The sequence below is a fragment of the Lysobacter xanthus genome (assembly GCF_047159895.1).
This window is the reverse complement of sequence record NZ_BAAGAB020000001.1, coordinates 21,277-36,241: the sequence shown is the minus strand read 5'-3', so window position 1 is coordinate 36,241 and position 14,965 is coordinate 21,277. Positions and strand designations below refer to the sequence as shown.

19 protein-coding genes are annotated in these 14,965 nt (G+C 71.8%); 9 read left to right on the top strand and 10 right to left on the bottom strand.

What is annotated here, in order from left to right:
* Positions 1 to 21: 21 nt before the first annotated feature.
* Together ACY35P_RS00200 and ACY35P_RS00195 are read right to left on the bottom strand one after the other, a co-directional pair.
* A complete protein-coding gene (locus tag ACY35P_RS00200) occupies positions 22 to 2,163 on the bottom strand; it encodes a PAS domain S-box protein (protein ID WP_462113796.1) in 2,142 nt (713 codons plus the stop codon).
* Positions 2,164 to 2,314: 151 nt separating this feature from the next.
* A complete protein-coding gene (locus ACY35P_RS00195; RefSeq protein WP_462113795.1) occupies positions 2,315 to 2,671 on the bottom strand; it encodes a DUF3247 family protein in 357 nt (118 codons plus the stop codon).
* Between the two features lie 123 nt (positions 2,672 to 2,794).
* Between ACY35P_RS00195 and ACY35P_RS00190 the strand changes: the two genes are divergently transcribed.
* Entirely contained in the window at positions 2,795 to 3,466 is a 672-nt protein-coding gene (locus ACY35P_RS00190) for a M23 family metallopeptidase (protein WP_462114010.1), read from the top strand.
* Positions 3,467 to 3,473: 7 nt separating this feature from the next.
* Here the strand turns inward: ACY35P_RS00190 and ACY35P_RS00185 are convergent, their stop codons facing one another.
* Positions 3,474 to 3,737, bottom strand: a complete 264-nt coding sequence (locus tag ACY35P_RS00185; protein ID WP_462113794.1) for a hypothetical protein — start codon at positions 3,735 to 3,737, stop codon at positions 3,474 to 3,476.
* A gap of 128 nt (positions 3,738 to 3,865) precedes the next feature.
* On the opposite strand from ACY35P_RS00185, the gene ACY35P_RS00180 reads away from it, so the two are divergent.
* Positions 3,866 to 4,888 (top strand): class I SAM-dependent methyltransferase, encoded by a 1,023-nt coding sequence (locus ACY35P_RS00180; RefSeq protein ID WP_462113793.1) that lies wholly within the window; start codon positions 3,866 to 3,868, stop codon positions 4,886 to 4,888.
* Positions 4,885 to 5,586 carry a pseudouridine synthase gene (locus ACY35P_RS00175; protein WP_462113792.1) on the top strand — a complete coding sequence of 234 codons (702 nt, stop codon included), beginning with the start codon at positions 4,885 to 4,887 and terminating at the stop codon, positions 5,584 to 5,586. Before ACY35P_RS00180 ends, ACY35P_RS00175 begins: the two co-directional genes overlap by 4 nt.
* Position 5,587: 1 nt before the next feature.
* Here ACY35P_RS00175 and ACY35P_RS00170 read toward each other — a convergent pair whose 3' ends face one another.
* The 4 genes from ACY35P_RS00170 to ACY35P_RS00155 all read right to left on the bottom strand — a co-directional run bounded on the left by ACY35P_RS00170 (position 5,588) and on the right by ACY35P_RS00155 (position 7,356).
* On the bottom strand, positions 5,588 to 5,812 hold the full coding sequence (locus tag ACY35P_RS00170) for a helix-turn-helix transcriptional regulator (protein WP_462113791.1): 225 nt from the start codon (positions 5,810 to 5,812) through the stop codon (positions 5,588 to 5,590).
* A gap of 1 nt (position 5,813) precedes the next feature.
* The gene (locus tag ACY35P_RS00165) at positions 5,814 to 6,248 is read right to left on the bottom strand and encodes a hypothetical protein (RefSeq protein ID WP_462113790.1); all 435 of its coding nucleotides are present in this window, start codon (positions 6,246 to 6,248) and stop codon (positions 5,814 to 5,816) included.
* A gap of 77 nt (positions 6,249 to 6,325) precedes the next feature.
* The gene (locus ACY35P_RS00160) at positions 6,326 to 6,874 is read right to left on the bottom strand and encodes a DUF1415 domain-containing protein (RefSeq protein WP_462113789.1); all 549 of its coding nucleotides are present in this window, start codon (positions 6,872 to 6,874) and stop codon (positions 6,326 to 6,328) included.
* Positions 6,874 to 7,356, bottom strand: a complete 483-nt coding sequence (locus ACY35P_RS00155) for a YajQ family cyclic di-GMP-binding protein (protein WP_462113788.1) — start codon at positions 7,354 to 7,356, stop codon at positions 6,874 to 6,876. The genes ACY35P_RS00160 and ACY35P_RS00155 overlap by 1 nt, the downstream gene beginning before the upstream one ends.
* A gap of 144 nt (positions 7,357 to 7,500) precedes the next feature.
* Here ACY35P_RS00155 and ACY35P_RS00150 point away from each other — a divergent pair, with 144 nt between their 5' ends.
* The 5 genes from ACY35P_RS00150 to ACY35P_RS00130 all read left to right on the top strand — a co-directional run bounded on the left by ACY35P_RS00150 (position 7,501) and on the right by ACY35P_RS00130 (position 11,560).
* Positions 7,501 to 8,316: a hypothetical protein gene (locus tag ACY35P_RS00150; RefSeq protein WP_462113787.1), complete on the top strand. Its 816-nt coding sequence runs from the start codon at positions 7,501 to 7,503 to the stop codon at positions 8,314 to 8,316.
* A 71-nt stretch (positions 8,317 to 8,387) separates the two neighbouring features.
* Positions 8,388 to 9,188: a transporter gene (locus ACY35P_RS00145; RefSeq protein ID WP_462113786.1), complete on the top strand. Its 801-nt coding sequence runs from the start codon at positions 8,388 to 8,390 to the stop codon at positions 9,186 to 9,188.
* 43 nt (positions 9,189 to 9,231) lie between these two features.
* Positions 9,232 to 9,738 carry a hypothetical protein gene (locus tag ACY35P_RS00140; RefSeq protein ID WP_462113785.1) on the top strand — a complete coding sequence of 169 codons (507 nt, stop codon included), beginning with the start codon at positions 9,232 to 9,234 and terminating at the stop codon, positions 9,736 to 9,738.
* A 36-nt stretch (positions 9,739 to 9,774) separates the two neighbouring features.
* Entirely contained in the window at positions 9,775 to 10,656 is an 882-nt protein-coding gene (locus ACY35P_RS00135; protein ID WP_462113784.1) for a DMT family transporter, read from the top strand.
* A 73-nt stretch (positions 10,657 to 10,729) separates the two neighbouring features.
* Entirely contained in the window at positions 10,730 to 11,560 is an 831-nt protein-coding gene (locus ACY35P_RS00130; RefSeq protein WP_462113783.1) for a hypothetical protein, read from the top strand.
* On the opposite strand, the gene ACY35P_RS00125 is transcribed toward ACY35P_RS00130, so the two are convergent.
* The 3 genes from ACY35P_RS00125 to ACY35P_RS00115 form a co-directional block, all read right to left on the bottom strand.
* Complete coding sequence (locus tag ACY35P_RS00125) at positions 11,547 to 12,350, bottom strand: DNA-formamidopyrimidine glycosylase family protein (RefSeq protein ID WP_462113782.1); 804 nt, start codon at positions 12,348 to 12,350, stop codon at positions 11,547 to 11,549. The two genes, ACY35P_RS00130 and ACY35P_RS00125, sit on opposite strands and share 14 nt — an antisense overlap.
* Before the next feature lie 3 nt (positions 12,351 to 12,353).
* The gene (locus ACY35P_RS00120) at positions 12,354 to 12,557 is read right to left on the bottom strand and encodes a hypothetical protein (protein WP_462113781.1); all 204 of its coding nucleotides are present in this window, start codon (positions 12,555 to 12,557) and stop codon (positions 12,354 to 12,356) included.
* A 116-nt stretch (positions 12,558 to 12,673) separates the two neighbouring features.
* A complete protein-coding gene (locus ACY35P_RS00115) occupies positions 12,674 to 13,303 on the bottom strand; it encodes an OmpW/AlkL family protein (protein ID WP_462113780.1) in 630 nt (209 codons plus the stop codon).
* Positions 13,304 to 13,528: 225 nt separating this feature from the next.
* Between ACY35P_RS00115 and ACY35P_RS00110 the strand changes: the two genes are divergently transcribed.
* The gene (locus ACY35P_RS00110) at positions 13,529 to 14,965 is read left to right on the top strand and encodes a dihydrolipoyllysine-residue acetyltransferase (protein ID WP_462113779.1); all 1,437 of its coding nucleotides are present in this window, start codon (positions 13,529 to 13,531) and stop codon (positions 14,963 to 14,965) included.

The following is a 14,965-nucleotide window of genomic DNA, read 5'->3' as shown; positions in this document are numbered from 1 at the left end:
CCACGACCGCCGTGCGATGCGTCAGGTGTGACGGGCGTCGCGCCCGGGCGGGCCGTCGAGCCGCACGGCGTCGCCGCCCGCGTGCTTCGCCACGTACATGCGGCGGTCGGCCTGCGTGATCAGCGCCTCGGCCGAGGCGACGCCGGGCGGATGCACGACCACGCCGATGCTCGCCGACACGCTGGCCGTCGCCGTGCCCAGGTCGACCGGCGCGCCGAGCGCGAGCCGGATCTTCTCCGCGACCCGCCGTGCATGGGTCTCGGCATCGCGCACGTTCTCGAGCACCACGACGAATTCGTCGCCGCCCAGGCGCGCGACGATGTCGGTGCGCCGCACCGCGCCGACCAGCCGCGCCGCGCATTCGCGCAGCAGTGCGTCGCCCGCGTCGTGCCCGTGCGCGTCGTTGACCTGCTTGAAGCGGTCGAGGTCGAGGAACATCACCACGATCGCGCCGTTCTGCCGCGTGCTGCGGTCGATCGCGCGGGGCAGGCGCTCCATCAGGCCGCGGCGGTTTGGCAGGCCGGTCAGCGCATCCTGGCGCGCTTGGTTCTCCAGCGCCGTCATCAGCCGCTGCAGCTCCAGGGTGCGCGAGGCGACCTTCGCTTCCAGCTCCTCGTGCGCGCGCTGCAGCGCGGCCTCGGCGGCCTTGCGCGCGTCGATGTCCTCGACCACGAGGATGAAATGCACCGGCGCGCCGCTCGCGTCGTGCCGCACCGAAACGGTCTGCCGCGACCAGAAGGGCACGCCGTCCGCGCGCAACAGGCGTGCCTCGAGGTCGAGCGTCTCGCAGTCGCCCGCGAGCAGCCGCGCGAGGCCGGAGGCGTCCGGTGCGCGGTCGTCGGGATGCACGAGGTCGAGCACGGTGCGGCCCGCGAGCGCGTCGAGGTCGCGGCCGAGCAACTCCGCGAGGCGCCGGTTGATGCGCAGCCAGCGGCCGTCGAGGTCGACGTGCGCCATGCCGACCGCGGTCTGCTCGAAGGCGAGGCGGAACCGCTCCTCGCTGTCGACGAGCGCCGAGGCCGCGGCCTCGCGTTCGGTGACGTCCTGCACCAGCGACAGGATGGACGCGAGCTGGCCCGCGCCGTCGAACAGCGCGGAGTCGAACCATTCGCAGGCGAGCAGGCGGCCGTCGCGCGTGCGCATGCGCACCGGGTGCACGTGGCGCGTGAGCTCGTGGTCGCGCAGCCGGGCGATCGCGGCGTCCACCGACGCGCACGCCTCGTGGTCGAGGAAGGGCCACTCGCCAGGGCCGCGGCCGAGCACCTCGTCCTCGCGCCAGCCCAGCATCTCGCGCGCGCGCTGCGACCAGTGCTGGATGCGCAGGTCGCGGTCCCATTCGATGGTGGCGAGCGGCGAGTTGTCGGCATGCAGCTGCAGGCGTGCGAGCGCGCGGTCGAGCTCGTGCGTGCGTTGCGTGATGCGGCGCTCCAGCTCGTCGCGATGGCGCAGCAGCGCATCACGCGCGCGCACCTGGTCGGTGACGTCGCGGGCGGTGCAGTACAGGCGCGCCACGTCGAACTCGCGCACCTGCCATTCGATCCAGCGATAGCCGCCGTAGCGCGAGCGCAGCCGGCAGCGGAAGGTCGCATCGACCTGGCCGGCGCGCACGTCGGCGAGCACGGCCAGCGCGCGCTCGCGATCGTCCTGGTGGACGAAGCCGGCGAGGCGGTGGCCGACCAGTTCGCGTTGCGGATAGCCGAGCGTCGCCTGCCAGGCCGGGTTGACCTCGACCAGCCGGTCGCGGGCATCGACGAAGGCGAGCAGGTCGGGCGTGAGCGCGAAGAAGGCGTCGCGCTCGGCGACGGCACGGGCGTACGGCGCGTGGTCCTCGCCGTGCACGATGAAGGCGGTCGCGCGGCCGTGGCCGTCGCGCAGCGGCAGCAGGTCGAGCACCGGCTGCCCGGGGCCGTGCCCGGGCTCGAGGTGCAGTCGCGGGCGACCGCCGGCGAGCAGTTCGTCGATCGCATCGGTCTGCGCCGCGCCGGCGACGTCCCGCAGCGTCGGCAGCCCGTCGCCGCCGAGCAACGCGCGAAGCGCCGGGTTGGCGTGCAGCCAGCAGCCGGACACATCGACGCAGCCGAGACCGAACGGCGCCGCGTCGAACGTGTCGCGCAGGAGGTCGACGAGGCGCGCGTCACGCAGGTCGGCGGGTGCGGTGCTCATCGAAGGCGTGTGCCGACCGCCCGCGCGCGGGCCCGCACCGATCGCGGCTGCGACGGGAGTTTCATTGCGATGCCGTGCCTCCGCCGGTCCCCTGCGGAAAAGGGTGGGGCGACCGGCGGCCAAGATCAAGCCGCGTGCCGCGTGCCGCGGCTCAGGCCGGGGGCGGCGAATGCACCGTGTCGGACGCACCCGGCATGGGGCGCGGGGACAGCTCGTGGCGGTCGAGGTGGCGGACGTCGGCGATCTGGCTGAGGAACAGGTCGACCCAGCCCGCCTGCATCGGCGCGTCCAGCGCGGGCTGCTCGATGCGCACCGTGCCGTTGGTGCCCTCGCGACCGTCCGCGTCGAAGAACTGCATGGTCATCGGTCGGCCCGAGACGATCCCCTCGAAGACGCGCCCGTCGTCCAGGGTGAGCCGAACGGCCTGGCCGTTCGGCAGGTCGAACAGCATCGCCTGCAGGCGGTCGATGTCGTTCCGGTCGGTGTAGACGTGGGGAGCGATGCGCATGGGACCTCCGGGTGAGCCGATCCTCGCGCCCGGCCGGGCAAGTCGCGGTGAACGCGGCCGCTTCACGCCGGACGCAACGGCCGCTGTGCAGCATCGGCGGCAGGACCTGGAGATGCCGGCATGCTGCGATACCTGCTCGTATTCGTGATCGGTGCGCTGCTGGGCGCGAACGTCGCCTGGTACTACGCACGGCCCGCGGCGACGCCGTGCCCGCAGGCGCCTGCCGCGGCCGCGATGCCCACGCCGGCGCCGGCGGCCTCGACCGCCGCGCCGGCCGTCGCAGCGCCCACCGCGCCGGTGACGTCCGCCGCCACGACACCGCCCGCAGCGGCGGTGCCCACCGCGTTGCCGCCGCCGACGATCGCGGCCAGTGGACTCGTGATTCCCGTCGCCGGCGTGCGCCCGGCGCAGCTCGTCGACACCTATACCCAGAGCCGCGGCGAGGGGCGGGTGCACGAGGCGATCGACATCATGGCGCCGGCCGGCACGCCCGTCGTGGCGGCGGTGGACGGGCCGGTGGCCAAGCTCTTCACCAGCGTGCGCGGCGGGATCACCGTCTACCAGTTCGACACCACCGGCACCCGCGTCTACTACTACGCCCACCTGCAGGGCTATGCGCCCGGACTCGCGCAGGGCCAGGTGCTCAAGCAGGGCCAGCTGCTCGGCTACGTCGGAAGCACGGGCGATGCGAGCCCGGAGGGCCCGCACCTGCACTTCAGCGTGGGCGACCTCGGACCGGAGAAGCAGTGGTCCAAGTCGACGCCCGTGAATCCGTACCCGCTGCTCGCCCGGTGACCGCCGCTCAGTGCAGGGTCTGCGGCCGGGCGTCGAAGCGCCGCGCGTAGTCGCGCTCGTCCGCCACCTGCTCGACGAAGGCATCGTCGACGTCGGGCGCGCCGTACACGGCGTAGGCGATGTCGCCGCCCTCGCGCACGCCCACCTGCCGCAGGCTGTAGCGGGGCGCGCCGCCGCCGGTGTTCTCGGGGTAATGCCGGGGCGGCTGGGGGCCGTCCAGGTCCATCTCGCTGTTGTCGACCACGCCGCCTACGAAAAGTGCACGGACCATGTCGCCTCCACGGGGTTGGGTCGTTCCGAGGGTGGGCGCGGGCATGTTCGATGGCGATGAAGCGGGCGTTGTCGAGGCGGCAACACGCCGCGGCGCCTAGACTGTCGGCCCCTCCCGGACCCCCGCCCGTGCACGCCGATCCCGCCCTCGACGCCCTGTTCCTTCCCTTCGACGACGGCACGCTGCCGCCCCCCACGGGCGGCGCCTTCCTCGGCGCGCGGGCGGGGATGGCCCTCCAGCGCTGGTCCGGCGCCGGCCTCGCCTGCGAGCAGGACTACCGCCCGCTCGCCATCGGCCTGGAGCGGGCCGGCGTCGACGTCGCCGAGCAGATCGCCCCGCCGGCGACGTTCCCGACCGTGCTGGTGCTGCCGCCGCGCCAGCGCGAGCAGTCGCGGGCGATGCTGGCGCGCGCGGTGCGGCTCGCCGGTGCGGACGGCCGCGTCGTCGCCTGCGCCGCCAACACTTCCGGCGCCCGCTCGATGCAGGACGATCTGGCCGCGCTGGCAGGCGAGGTCGGCGTCGCCAGCAAGCACAAATGCCGGGTCGTCTGGACGCAGCCGGGCGCGACGCCGACCGCGCTCGTCGACGCCTGGCTCGCGCTCGATGCGCCGCGGACGATTCAGGGCGGCGAGCTGCTGAGCCGCCCCGGCCTGTTCGCCTGGGACCGGGTGGACCCGGCGTCGGCCCTGCTCGCCTCGCACCTGCCGGCCGACCTCGCCGGCCGCGCCGCCGACCTCGGCGCCGGCTGGGGCTATCTCGCCATCGAACTGCTCGCACGCAACCCGGGCCTCGTCGCGCTCGACGCCTACGAGGCGCAGCGCAGCGCCCTGCCGCTGCTCGCCGCGAACCTCGCGCGCCGCGCACCGAACGTTGCGATCAGCACGCACTGGGCCGACGTCACCGCGGGCATCGACGGCCGCTTCGACGCCATCGTGAGCAATCCGCCGTTCCACGCCGGCGACCGCGTCGATCGCCCGGACCTCGGACGCCGCTTCATCGAAGTCGCCTCCGCTGCGCTCGTGCCCGGCGGCCGCTTCTTCATGGTCGCCAACCGCCACCTGCCGTACGAGGCCACGCTCGCCGCGCACTTCCGCGAGGTGCGCCAGCTGGCCGACGGGCGCGGCTTCAAGGCCTACGAGGCGCGTCGATGAAGCTGCTGCGGCTGGTCGCGAACCTCGGCTACGGCTCGCGCAGGCAGGTGCAGGCCATGTTCCGCGAAGGCCGCATCACCGACGCGGCCGGCGACGTGCTGTATGCCGACGACGTGCGCGACGCCGGCGACGTGCGCATCGACGGCGAACCGCTGGATCCCGCGCCCGGCCTGATCCTCATGCTGCACAAGCCGCTCGGCGCGACGTGCTCGACGAAGGACGCCGGCCGGCTCGTGTACGACTACCTGCCGCCGCGGTTCCGCCTTCGCGATCCGGTCGTCTCCACGGTGGGCCGGCTCGACCGCGACACCAGTGGCCTGCTGCTGATGACCGACGATGGCGCGCTGCTGCACCGGATCATCTCGCCGAAACAGCACGTGCCGAAGGTCTACGAGGCGACGCTCGCGAGCGACCTGCGCGGCGACGAGGCGGCCCTGTTCGCGAGCGGCACGCTGATGCTCGACAACGAGACCACGCCGCTCGCCCCCGCGGCGCTCGAGGTGATCGACGCCCGCCATGCGCGGCTGACGATCACCGAAGGCCGCTACCACCAGGTCCGCCGCATGTTCGCGGCGGTGGGCAACCACGTCGAGGCGCTGCATCGCAGCCGCGTCGGCGCGCTCGGGCTCGGCGACCTGCCGACCGGGCAGTGGCGGATGCTGGACCCCTCGGACGTGGACGCGATCTTCGCGGGCTGAGTCAGACCGCGCGGCGCTGCAGCTGGAAGATCGCGTCGATGCCGGTGCCCAGGGCCTCGGCGATCAGGAAGGCCACCTCGAGCGAGGGCGAGTACTTCTCGCCCTCGATGGCGATCACCGTCTGCCGGGTGATGCCGGCGGCGTCGGCGAGGTCCTGCTGCGTGATTCCGGCATCCTGCCGGAGTTGCTTGAGCCGGTTGGTCAGCCGCCGCGTCGACTTGCCCACGTCAGCCGCCCCGCCGGTACAGCGCGAGCCGCGTCGCGACCTCGACGACGTGCGAGACCACCAGCGCGCCGAACAGCACGTGCACGAAGGCGAAGTTGCCGGGCACCTGCAGCGCGACCGCGAGCGCCGCGAACACGCCGACCGCCAAGACATGGCCGCCGATCCGCGCCGCGCGCAGGCCGATCAGCGTGTCGCGTTCGTCCGCCTGCACGCCGCGCTCCAGTGCGCGCCGTCCGAGGACCGCGAGCACGACGTGGCCGGCCACCTGAAGCATCACCAGCGCAACGACGGCCGTGATGAAGCGCGCGATGTCGGCCGGGCCGACGTCCGCGCCGTGCCCGGGCAGGACGTCGGCGAAATAGCGGCCATAGACCAGCAACACCGTCGCCAGCACGACCCACTGGCTCCGTTCCTTCCACGACATCGGCATGCTCATCCCCGTCCTCCTGTGTATGAAAAAGCTTACATCGGAGTCTGCGCCGGCCCGGATTCGGATGTCAAGAAAAACTTACATCAGTCGTCCGATAGGAGCCGGCGGAAGCCGTCCGCGCCGAGTCGCCGCATCGTCGCGATGTTGCGCTCGACGATGGCGTCCGGGTCGGGATACGCCGCCACGGCGCGGTCGATGCTCGACTCGCGCAGCAGGTGCAGGGTCGGGTAGGGCGTGCGGTTGGTGCAGTTCGACGGATCGTCCGCGGGCTCGCCGGCGAAGACGTAGTCCGGGTGGAAGCTCGCGACCTGCAGCACGCCTTCGAGCCCGAGCATGCGCACGGTGAGGTCGGCCAATGCGAGGAAGTCGTTGTAGTCGAGGAAGTCGCGCAGCACGTGCGGGTGCACGATCAGCGTGGTGTCCAGCACGTCGGCCGGCGTGTCGGCCAGCCGGCGCAATTCGCCTTCGAGTTCGTCGCGCAAGGCCTCGGTATCGCGCGCCGGGCTCAGCACGAAGCGCACCTGGCGCTTCACGTGCACCGCCTTCGCGAACGGGCACAGGTTGAGCCCGATCACCGCGCGCTCGAGCCAGCGTCGCGTCGCGGCGATCTCGACGGGCTCGGGCGCCTGCATCAGTCGCGGAAGTTGTCGAACTGCAGCGGACGCTCGAACTCCATCCCGCGCAGCAGCTGCATCGCCGCCTGCAGGTCGTCGCGTTTCTTGCCGGTCACGCGCAGCTTGTCGCCATTGATCTGGCTGTCGACCTTGAGCTTCGCGTCCTTGATCGCACCTTGGATCTTCTTCGCGAGGTCGCGCTCGATGCCCTGCTTGACGAGCACCGCCTGGCGCGCGCCCGCGAGGTTGGTCAGCACCTCCTTGAACTCCAGGCAGCGCGCATCGATGCCCCGGGCGATCAGCCGCGCGCGCAGGATGTCGTTCATCTGCTTGAGCTGGAAGTCGCTCGGCGCCGACAGGTTCACCGTGGCGTCGTCGAGCGCGAACGTGGCCTCCAGGCCCTTGAAGTCGAAGCGCGTGGAGAGTTCGCGGTTCGCCTGGTCGATGGCATTGGTCAGCTCGTGGGTGTCGACTTCCGAGACGATGTCGAAGGAGGGCATGCGGGCTCCGGCGTGGGCGGGCGGGGCGTGAAGTGTAAGGGGCGCCCAGAAACGGCAATTTGTGACGCGTGTTGTCAGTCGGTTCAAGAAGCGACGGCTAGGCTCCGCGGACGCCGCCCTCCGGCCGCCGACCCAGGACTGCCCATGAACCGATTCCCCCATCTCCTGCCGCGCGTGCTCGCCAGCGCGCTCGTCCTCGCCGCCGGTGCCGGCGTCTCCGCCACCGCCTTCGCCCAGGACGATGCGACCGTCGTCCAGCAGGCCACGATGCCGAAGAGCCGCCTCGTCGAGCGCTATGCCGACCTCGCCGGGTCGACCGACGCCGCCTCGCGCCTGGTCAACCAGCTCCGCACCGGCGGCGACTTCACGGTCACCGAAACCGTCACCACCACCGTCACCAATGCGGACGGCACGACGTCCACGCAGACCTCGACGGTCGATCGCACGGTGCCGAACGCGGCCGGCCCGATGGGCTGGGGCGAAGTGAACATCACCCTGTCCCTCGCGCAGGCGCTGGTCGACGGCGGCAAATTCGCCGAGCTGCAGTCCGCGCTGTCGGGCACTGCGGCCACGACCACCAACCCGGACGGCACCACGACGACCGCGACGTCCGGCGGCGTGCTCGCGATGCGGGCCGACGGCATGGGCTGGGGCGCGATCGCCAAGAAGCTCGGCTTCAACCTCGGCACGTTGATGAGCGCGTCCAACCGCAACGCGACGGCCACCGCCGCCGCCAAGGCCGGCAAGGGCACGACCACGGCCTCGGCGAAGACCACGACGGACCATGGCAAGCCGGCCGTGACCGGCAAGGCGCTCGCCTCGACCAAGACCGACCGCGTCGCGGCCGTCACGCCGCCGAGCCGTCCGGAGAAGGTCGAGCGCCCGGTGCGTCCGGAGCAGGTCGAGCGTCCGACCCGCCCCGAGCGTCCGACCAAGCCCGAGCGCGGCGGCCGCGGCTGAGCGACGCCGTCTCCACGTCCCAACCGGCGTCATCGGCGCCGGTCTTTTTTTTCCCGTTTCGAGGATCCCGAATGAGCAAGACCCTCCTGGCCTGCGCACTCCTGCTGGCCGCCGGTGCCGCACACGCCGAAGACGGCTTCAGCCTCGGCGTGGGCGTCGACTACACGAGCGGCAAGTACGGCAGCGACACCACCACCCGCATCCTGCAGGTGCCGGTGAGCGGCAAGTACACGACGGGCAACTGGGCGTTCAAGGCGAGCCTGCCGTGGATGCGCGTCGAGGGCGATGCGAACGTCGTGCCGGGGCTGGGCTCGATCGTCAACCTCAATCCGGTCGGGCGCGGCCGCGGGGGCGCGGGTACGGGCACCGGCACCACGGCGCCGGCGAATGACAGCGCGAGCGGGCTCGGCGACCTGCGGCTGGCCGCGACGTACTCGCTGCCCACCACGAGCGGCCTCGGCGTCGACCTGACCGCGAACGCGAAGCTGGCGACCGCCGACGAGGACAAGGGCCTGGGCACCGGCGCCAACGACTACGGCGTCGCCGTCGACCTCTATCGCGACGTCGGCGGCACGACGCTGTTCGGCGGCGCCGGCTACACCTGGCTCGGCAGCTCCGACTACATCGACGTCGACGCGGTCGCCAATGCGAACGTCGGCGTGAGCCGGAAGCTCGGCACGGGCTCCAGCGTCGGCGTCGTCTACGACTGGCGCGAAGCCGCGACGACCACGACCGATCCGCGCAGCGAGCTCACCGGTTTCGTGACGATGCCGACCGGCACGAAGAACCAGCTCCAGGTCTACGCGACCAAGGGCTTCAGCGACGGCAGCCCCGACTGGGGTGCGGGCGTGAGCTGGACCGCGGGCTTCTGACCTCCCGACGTACCGTGCACGGCCGGGGCGCGACGCTCCGGCCATGCCCCTGATCCTCCCGCTCGCGCTGCTCGTCATCGTCGTCGCGTTCGGCGCGGTGTTGGGGCTCGTCGGCCTCGTCCGCCGGCCGTTCCGCGCGCCGGCGTGGCAGCCCGTGTTCGGCTGGATGCTGACGCTCCGGGCCGTGCTGGTCGGCCTCGGGTTGGCGATCGCGCTCGGCGTGGTCGCCTGGCGCCATCCGGAGGCGATGGGCGCGCTCGGCTTCGGGCTGGCGGCCGGCATCGTGCTCGGCACCGGCTCGGCCACCAGCGCGCACCTGCAGGCGGGCTCGACGTGGACCCTGCAACGCCCCCGGCGCCTGTTCGCGGTGCTCGTCGCGCTCGCCGTCCTCGGCCGTGCCATCGCCAGCGCGATCGACCTGGTCGCCGGACGCGACCCGACCGGCTTGCTGCCGATGCTGGGCGGACTGCTGGGCGGCTACGCGCTCGCGCATGCGGTGGTGCTGCGCGTGCGGCTCCGCCGCTTCGGGCGGTTGCACCGCACGGGCTGACATCGCACCTTAGGCGGCCCCACGAGGTCGCCGCCGATGACGTCCCACCCCGCACGGTCCGTGCTGATGATGCTGGCCGCCGTCGCGAGTTTCTCGTTGATGGACGCCGGGCTCAAGCAGCTCAGCGCGCACTATCCGACGTTCCAGGTCGCCGCGCTGCGCGGCGCGGCATCGCTTCCCCTGGTGCTCGCGTGGGCGCTCGCGCGCGGCGGCTGGCGCCCCCTGTTCCGCGTGCGCTGGCCGTTGCACCTGCTGCGCGGGGTCATCGGCGTCACGATGATGGCGTCCTTCGTCTACGCGCTGAAAACGCTCCCGCTCTCGACCGCGTATTCGATCTTCTTCGTCGCGCCGCTGCTGGTCACCGCGCTCTCGGTGCCGGTGCTCGGCGAGCGTGTGGGCCCCCGGCGATGGGCCGCGATCGGCGTGGGCCTGCTCGGCACGCTCGTGCTGCTGCGGCCCACCGGCGAGGGCCTCGTCAGCCTCGCCGCGCTCGCCGTGCTGCTGTCCGCGGGGATGTATGCGATCGGCGCGATCAGCGTGCGCGTGCTGGCGCGCACCGACAGCACGCAGGCGATGATGGTCTGGCTGCTCGCCTCGATGGCGCTGGGGGCCGGTGCGCTCGCCGCGCCCGACTGGCAGCCCGTGCACGGCGGGGACGGGCTGCTGATCCTCGGCGTCGGCATCGCGGGCGCGCTCGGCCAGTACGCGGTGACCGAGGCCTTCCGCCTCGGCGAGGCCTCGCTGATCGCACCGCTCGAATACACCGCGCTCGTCTGGGGCGTCGTCCTCGATCGCGTCGTCTGGGGGGTGCTGCCCGACCGCACCACCTGGCTCGGCGCGGCGATCATCGTCGGCAGCGGGCTCTACCTGCTCCGCCGCGAGCGCGTGCGGTCCGCGGAGATCGTTACGACGCCGTAAAGCCGACCAGCGGCAGCAGCGCGGCCCGCCGCGCGCCGCATCCTCCGGGCTCCCATCCGCACGGAGGCATTCCATGAGCCGCATCACGAAGATCCTGTCCGTCGCCGTCCTGGCCGCCGCGGTCCTGCCGCAGGCCACGTTCGCCGCGCCGCCGTCCCGCAGCGTGCAGGCCGAGCGCCGCGGCCTCGACCTCCTGCCGAGCCGACAGGCCCTGCGCCTGTCGCGCGCGGCCAAGACCGCCGTCGCGCCGGGCATGGCGGGCGCGACCGTCGCGGTCGCCGACGTCGGCGACGTGGACTCGTTCGGCCGCACGCTCAAGTGGCTCGGGGTGACGCAGGCGGCGATCACGCTCGATTCGAGCTGCGATCCCGCTTCGACCGACCCCTGCCAGGTCATCGCGCCCGCGGGCCCCACGAGCTTCGCCTTCACCGACGCCGCCCGCATCAGCCTGCCGGGCAAGGCCACCAATTCGCTGCTCTGCTACTGGTTCTCGCCGCTCATCAACGTCACCTACAGCAATCCGGGCACGACCAGCGCGGTCTCGATGCTGCGCTACACGCCGACGCTGACCGTCGAGAACCCCGTGCTGGCCGACCCGGCGTTGATCGATCCGACCACCGGCGTGGCCTTCGGCGGTCGCCTGACGACGAGCATGTCGTCATCCGAGATGTTCCAGGTGCCGCTGCCGCCGGGCACCACGATCAGCGAACGGTCGCGCGACTCCGCCGTCTGCATCGCCGGCTTCCTGAGCCGCCGCACGCTCACCGACACGTTCGGGCTGACGTCCGCACAGGTCGACGAGTTCTTCAAGAAGCCCACGACCGTGCGGCTCAACGTCAGCGGTCAGGTGCGCGGCGTGAGCTTCGCCTCGCTGATCTTCGGCCTGCGCATCATCGGCGACTGAAGCCCCGGCGCTTGGTGGGGTCGGGCGGCGGCAGCGGCGGCGGCCCGCCCTCACCGTAGAAGCGCTGGCAGGTATCGCACCAGAACGCGCGCCGCTCCTTCTTGCCGAGGTGCCGGCAGAAGCTGAGCGGCGCGCCGTCGCGCGGGCAGGTCTTCTTCGCATGCACCTGCCAGTGCTTGCGCAACGTGTATTCGAGCTTCCAGCGGTAGAAGTCGAAGCTGTAGTCGCGCGCCTCGCGGATCATCTCGCCGAGCTTGCGCGAGGGCAGGTCGCCGACGCGCGTCTGCGGATGCACGCGCACCCGGTGCAACACCTCGTTCTTGATGATGTTGCCGACACCCGCGAAGACGTCCTGCTCCAGCAGGGCGTCGGCGACGATCGTGTCGGGCATCGCCGTCAGCTTGCGGCGGGCCTTGCGCGGGCTCCATTCGTCTGCCATCACGTCGGCCGACCAGTCGTAGACCTCGTCGAGCGGCTCCTCGATGAAGCGCACCGAACACGAATAGAAGTTCAGTTCGCGCTTGCGCGTCAGCCGCAGCGACAGCCGCGGGACCTTCTCCTCCTTCCGCTCGTCGATGCAGTAGCTGCCGAACATCAGCATGTGGATGCGCACGGCGAAGTCGCCGAAATCCATCAGGAAGTGCTTGCCCCACGTGTGCACCCTGCGCAGGCGGGAGCCGGTGATGCGCGCGAGGTCCTGCTTGCTGTTGCCGGTCGTCTCGAGCACCTTCAGCCCGACCAGGGGCTCGGCGCGCTCGCGCAGGATCACCAGCGAGGGACCTTCGGGCATCGGCTACTTCCCCAAGGTCGCGACGCTGCCCTGCAGCGCCGCCGCGAGCGCGGCATCGCCGCTCAGCATGTCGGTCCAGCGCAGCTCCAGGCCCTTTCGTCGTCCCTTCTGCACCAGTCGCAGGCCGTCGGGATCGACGGTGAGCGTGTAGGCCTGCCCGTCGACCTCGAGTTCGCGACGCAGCGGCCCGTCGAGTTTGGTGGTCATGCGCGTTCTCCAGCGACGACACGAGGCTAGCGGCGGCGATCCGCAGGACGCGTGAATCCCCACCGCAACGAAGGACGGGCCCCGCAGGGCCCGTCCGGGGTGTCGCATTCGAGTGGTTACCAGCGCGTGCCGATGCCCACGCCGACCACGACCGGGTTGGCCTTGACCTCGCCGGCCTTCACGCCGTTGAGCGAAACGTCCGAACTGCCGTGCAGGTAGCGCAGGTCGCCGCGTGCGAACCAGTGCTCGCCGAGGTTGAGGTCGGCGCCCACGGTCGCCATCGGGCCGTTCGTGGTCTCCACGCCGATCCGCTGGCCGGCGAGCGCGCCGCCCGCCTGTGCCGTCTCGTTGTCGTAGTTCATCTGGTAGTAGCCCAGGCCCACGAACGGTCGGACCGTGCGGTCGGGCGAGCCGAAGTGGTACTGGCCGCTGACCGCGTAGGGCTGCGCATCCACGCTGGCGACCTTGCCGGCCGCGGTGGTGACGCGATGGCCCGTCTTGTCGGCGCCCCAGGCTTCGACCGCGATGTTGTCGTTGACGAACCAGCTCGCGCCGAGCGTGGCCGTGGCCTCGCCGTCGAGGTCGGCGCGGGCGCCGGCGACGTCGGCATGGCCCGTCGGGTGATCCAGCGCGACACCGCCGACGATGGCGATGCGCTTGCCGCTGGCGGAGCCCGCGTCCTGTGCGAAGGCGCACGGAGCGAGGGCGAGAGTGCCCAGAAGGGCAAGGGTGAGATGACGTTTCATGGAGTGGCCTCCTTGTAATCGTTTGCAGAAGCGACCGGTGCCACCGATCGGCGAGGCTCAACCTACCCTCCGCGTACTGAACCTCGCTTGCCCCGCGGACGGCCGCCTTGACGCCCGCGAAACCACCGCTTCGCTAGCCCGCGCGCCGGACGCCGGCGCACGGTTGGCGTCGTCACGCGCAGAGGCGAGAATGGACGTTTGGCGATATTCGCCGCGGAGCCCTGCATGGCTGAGCTGAAGGAAGCACGCGTTCCCGACATCGGCGGCTACGACGGCGTCCCCGTCATCGAGCTGCTGGTCGCGGTGGGCGACACGGTGAGCGCCGACCAGGGCCTGCTCACGCTCGAGTCCGACAAGGCGACGATGGAAGTGCCGGCGCCGTTCGCCGGTACCGTGCGCGAGATCAGCGTCAAGGTCGGCGACAAGGTGGCCGAAGGCAGCCTCGTCGCGATGATCGAGCCGGCCGGCGATGCCGCCGCCCCGAGCGCGCCCTCGCGCGACGGTGCACGCCCGGCCGCCGACACCGCGCAGGTCGCGACCTCGCCTGCGCAGCCCCGACCGTCCGAGACGCCCGACCGCGTCGAGCCGGTGGCGACCTCGGGCACGCCCGACAAGCTCGCGCAGCGCGAGATCGCCACGCATGCCGCTGCGCCGCCCGTCGCCTCGGCGCCGATGCCCGCGGTCGAGCCGCGCACGCCGCCGGTCACCTTCGACGCCGGCGAGCTGATGCCCGACAGCGTCCCGTACGCGAGCCCCGCGGTGCGCCTGTTCGCGCGCGAGCTCGGCGTCGACCTGTCGCGCGTCAAGGGCAGCGCCAAGGGCGGTCGCATCACGAAGGAGGACGTCCAGGGCCACGTGAAGCAGGTGATGTCGGGTGCCGCAGCGCCGGCGGCGTCGGCTGGCGCACCCTCGCTGGGCGGCGGGCTCAACCTGCTGCCGTGGCCGAAGGTCGACTTCGCGAAGTTCGGCGAAATCGAGACGCGCGAACTCTCCCGCATCAAGAAGCTGTCCGGCGCGAACCTCGCGCGCAACTGGGCGATGATCCCGCACGTCACGCAGCATGACGATGCCGACATCACCGACCTCGAGGCGCTGCGCGTCGCGCTCAACAAAGAGAACGAGAAGAGCGGCGTCAAGGTGACGATGCTCGCCTTCCTCATGAAGGCCGTGGTCTCGGCGCTCAAGAAGTATCCGGACTTCAATGCCTCGCTCGACGAGACGGGCGAGAAGCTCGTGCTCAAGAAGTACTTCCACATCGGCTTCGCCGCCGATACGCCGAACGGGCTCGTCGTTCCGGTGATCCGCGACGTCGACCGCAAGGGCGTGGTCGAGCTCGCGCAGGAAACCAGCGAACTGGCGAAGAAGGCGCGTGACGGCAAGCTCGGCCCTGCCGACATGTCCGGTGGCTGCTTCTCGATCAGCTCGCTGGGCGGCATCGGCGGCACGAGCTTCACGCCGATCGTCAATGCGCCCGAAGTCGCGATCCTCGGCGTCTCCAGGTCGGCGATCCGCCCGGTGTGGGACGGCGCCGCCTTCCAGCCGCGCATGATCCTGCCGCTGTCGCTGTCGTACGACCACCGCGTGATCGACGGCGCCTCGGCCGCGCGATTCACCGCCTACCTCGCGCAGCTGATGGCCGACATGCGTCGCGTGCTGCTCTGA

Coding starts and splice junctions, on each gene's coding strand:
- ACY35P_RS00200 (WP_462113796.1), bottom strand. CDS start 2,163: ATGAGCACCGCACCCGCCGACCTGCGTGACGCGCGCCTCGTCGACCTC.
- ACY35P_RS00195 (WP_462113795.1), bottom strand. CDS start 2,671: ATGCGCATCGCTCCCCACGTCTACACCGACCGGAACGACATCGACCGC.
- ACY35P_RS00185 (WP_462113794.1), bottom strand. CDS start 3,737: ATGGTCCGTGCACTTTTCGTAGGCGGCGTGGTCGACAACAGCGAGATG.
- ACY35P_RS00175 (WP_462113792.1), top strand. CDS start 4,885: ATGAAGCTGCTGCGGCTGGTCGCGAACCTCGGCTACGGCTCGCGCAGG.
- ACY35P_RS00165 (WP_462113790.1), bottom strand. CDS start 6,248: ATGAGCATGCCGATGTCGTGGAAGGAACGGAGCCAGTGGGTCGTGCTG.
- ACY35P_RS00160 (WP_462113789.1), bottom strand. CDS start 6,874: ATGCAGGCGCCCGAGCCCGTCGAGATCGCCGCGACGCGACGCTGGCTC.
- ACY35P_RS00155 (WP_462113788.1), bottom strand. CDS start 7,356: ATGCCCTCCTTCGACATCGTCTCGGAAGTCGACACCCACGAGCTGACC.
- ACY35P_RS00150 (WP_462113787.1), top strand. CDS start 7,501: ATGAACCGATTCCCCCATCTCCTGCCGCGCGTGCTCGCCAGCGCGCTC.
- ACY35P_RS00145 (WP_462113786.1), top strand. CDS start 8,388: ATGAGCAAGACCCTCCTGGCCTGCGCACTCCTGCTGGCCGCCGGTGCC.
- ACY35P_RS00140 (WP_462113785.1), top strand. CDS start 9,232: ATGCCCCTGATCCTCCCGCTCGCGCTGCTCGTCATCGTCGTCGCGTTC.
- ACY35P_RS00135 (WP_462113784.1), top strand. CDS start 9,775: ATGACGTCCCACCCCGCACGGTCCGTGCTGATGATGCTGGCCGCCGTC.
- ACY35P_RS00130 (WP_462113783.1), top strand. CDS start 10,730: ATGAGCCGCATCACGAAGATCCTGTCCGTCGCCGTCCTGGCCGCCGCG.
- ACY35P_RS00125 (WP_462113782.1), bottom strand. CDS start 12,350: ATGCCCGAAGGTCCCTCGCTGGTGATCCTGCGCGAGCGCGCCGAGCCC.
- ACY35P_RS00120 (WP_462113781.1), bottom strand. CDS start 12,557: ATGACCACCAAACTCGACGGGCCGCTGCGTCGCGAACTCGAGGTCGAC.
- ACY35P_RS00115 (WP_462113780.1), bottom strand. CDS start 13,303: ATGAAACGTCATCTCACCCTTGCCCTTCTGGGCACTCTCGCCCTCGCT.
- ACY35P_RS00110 (WP_462113779.1), top strand. CDS start 13,529: ATGGCTGAGCTGAAGGAAGCACGCGTTCCCGACATCGGCGGCTACGAC.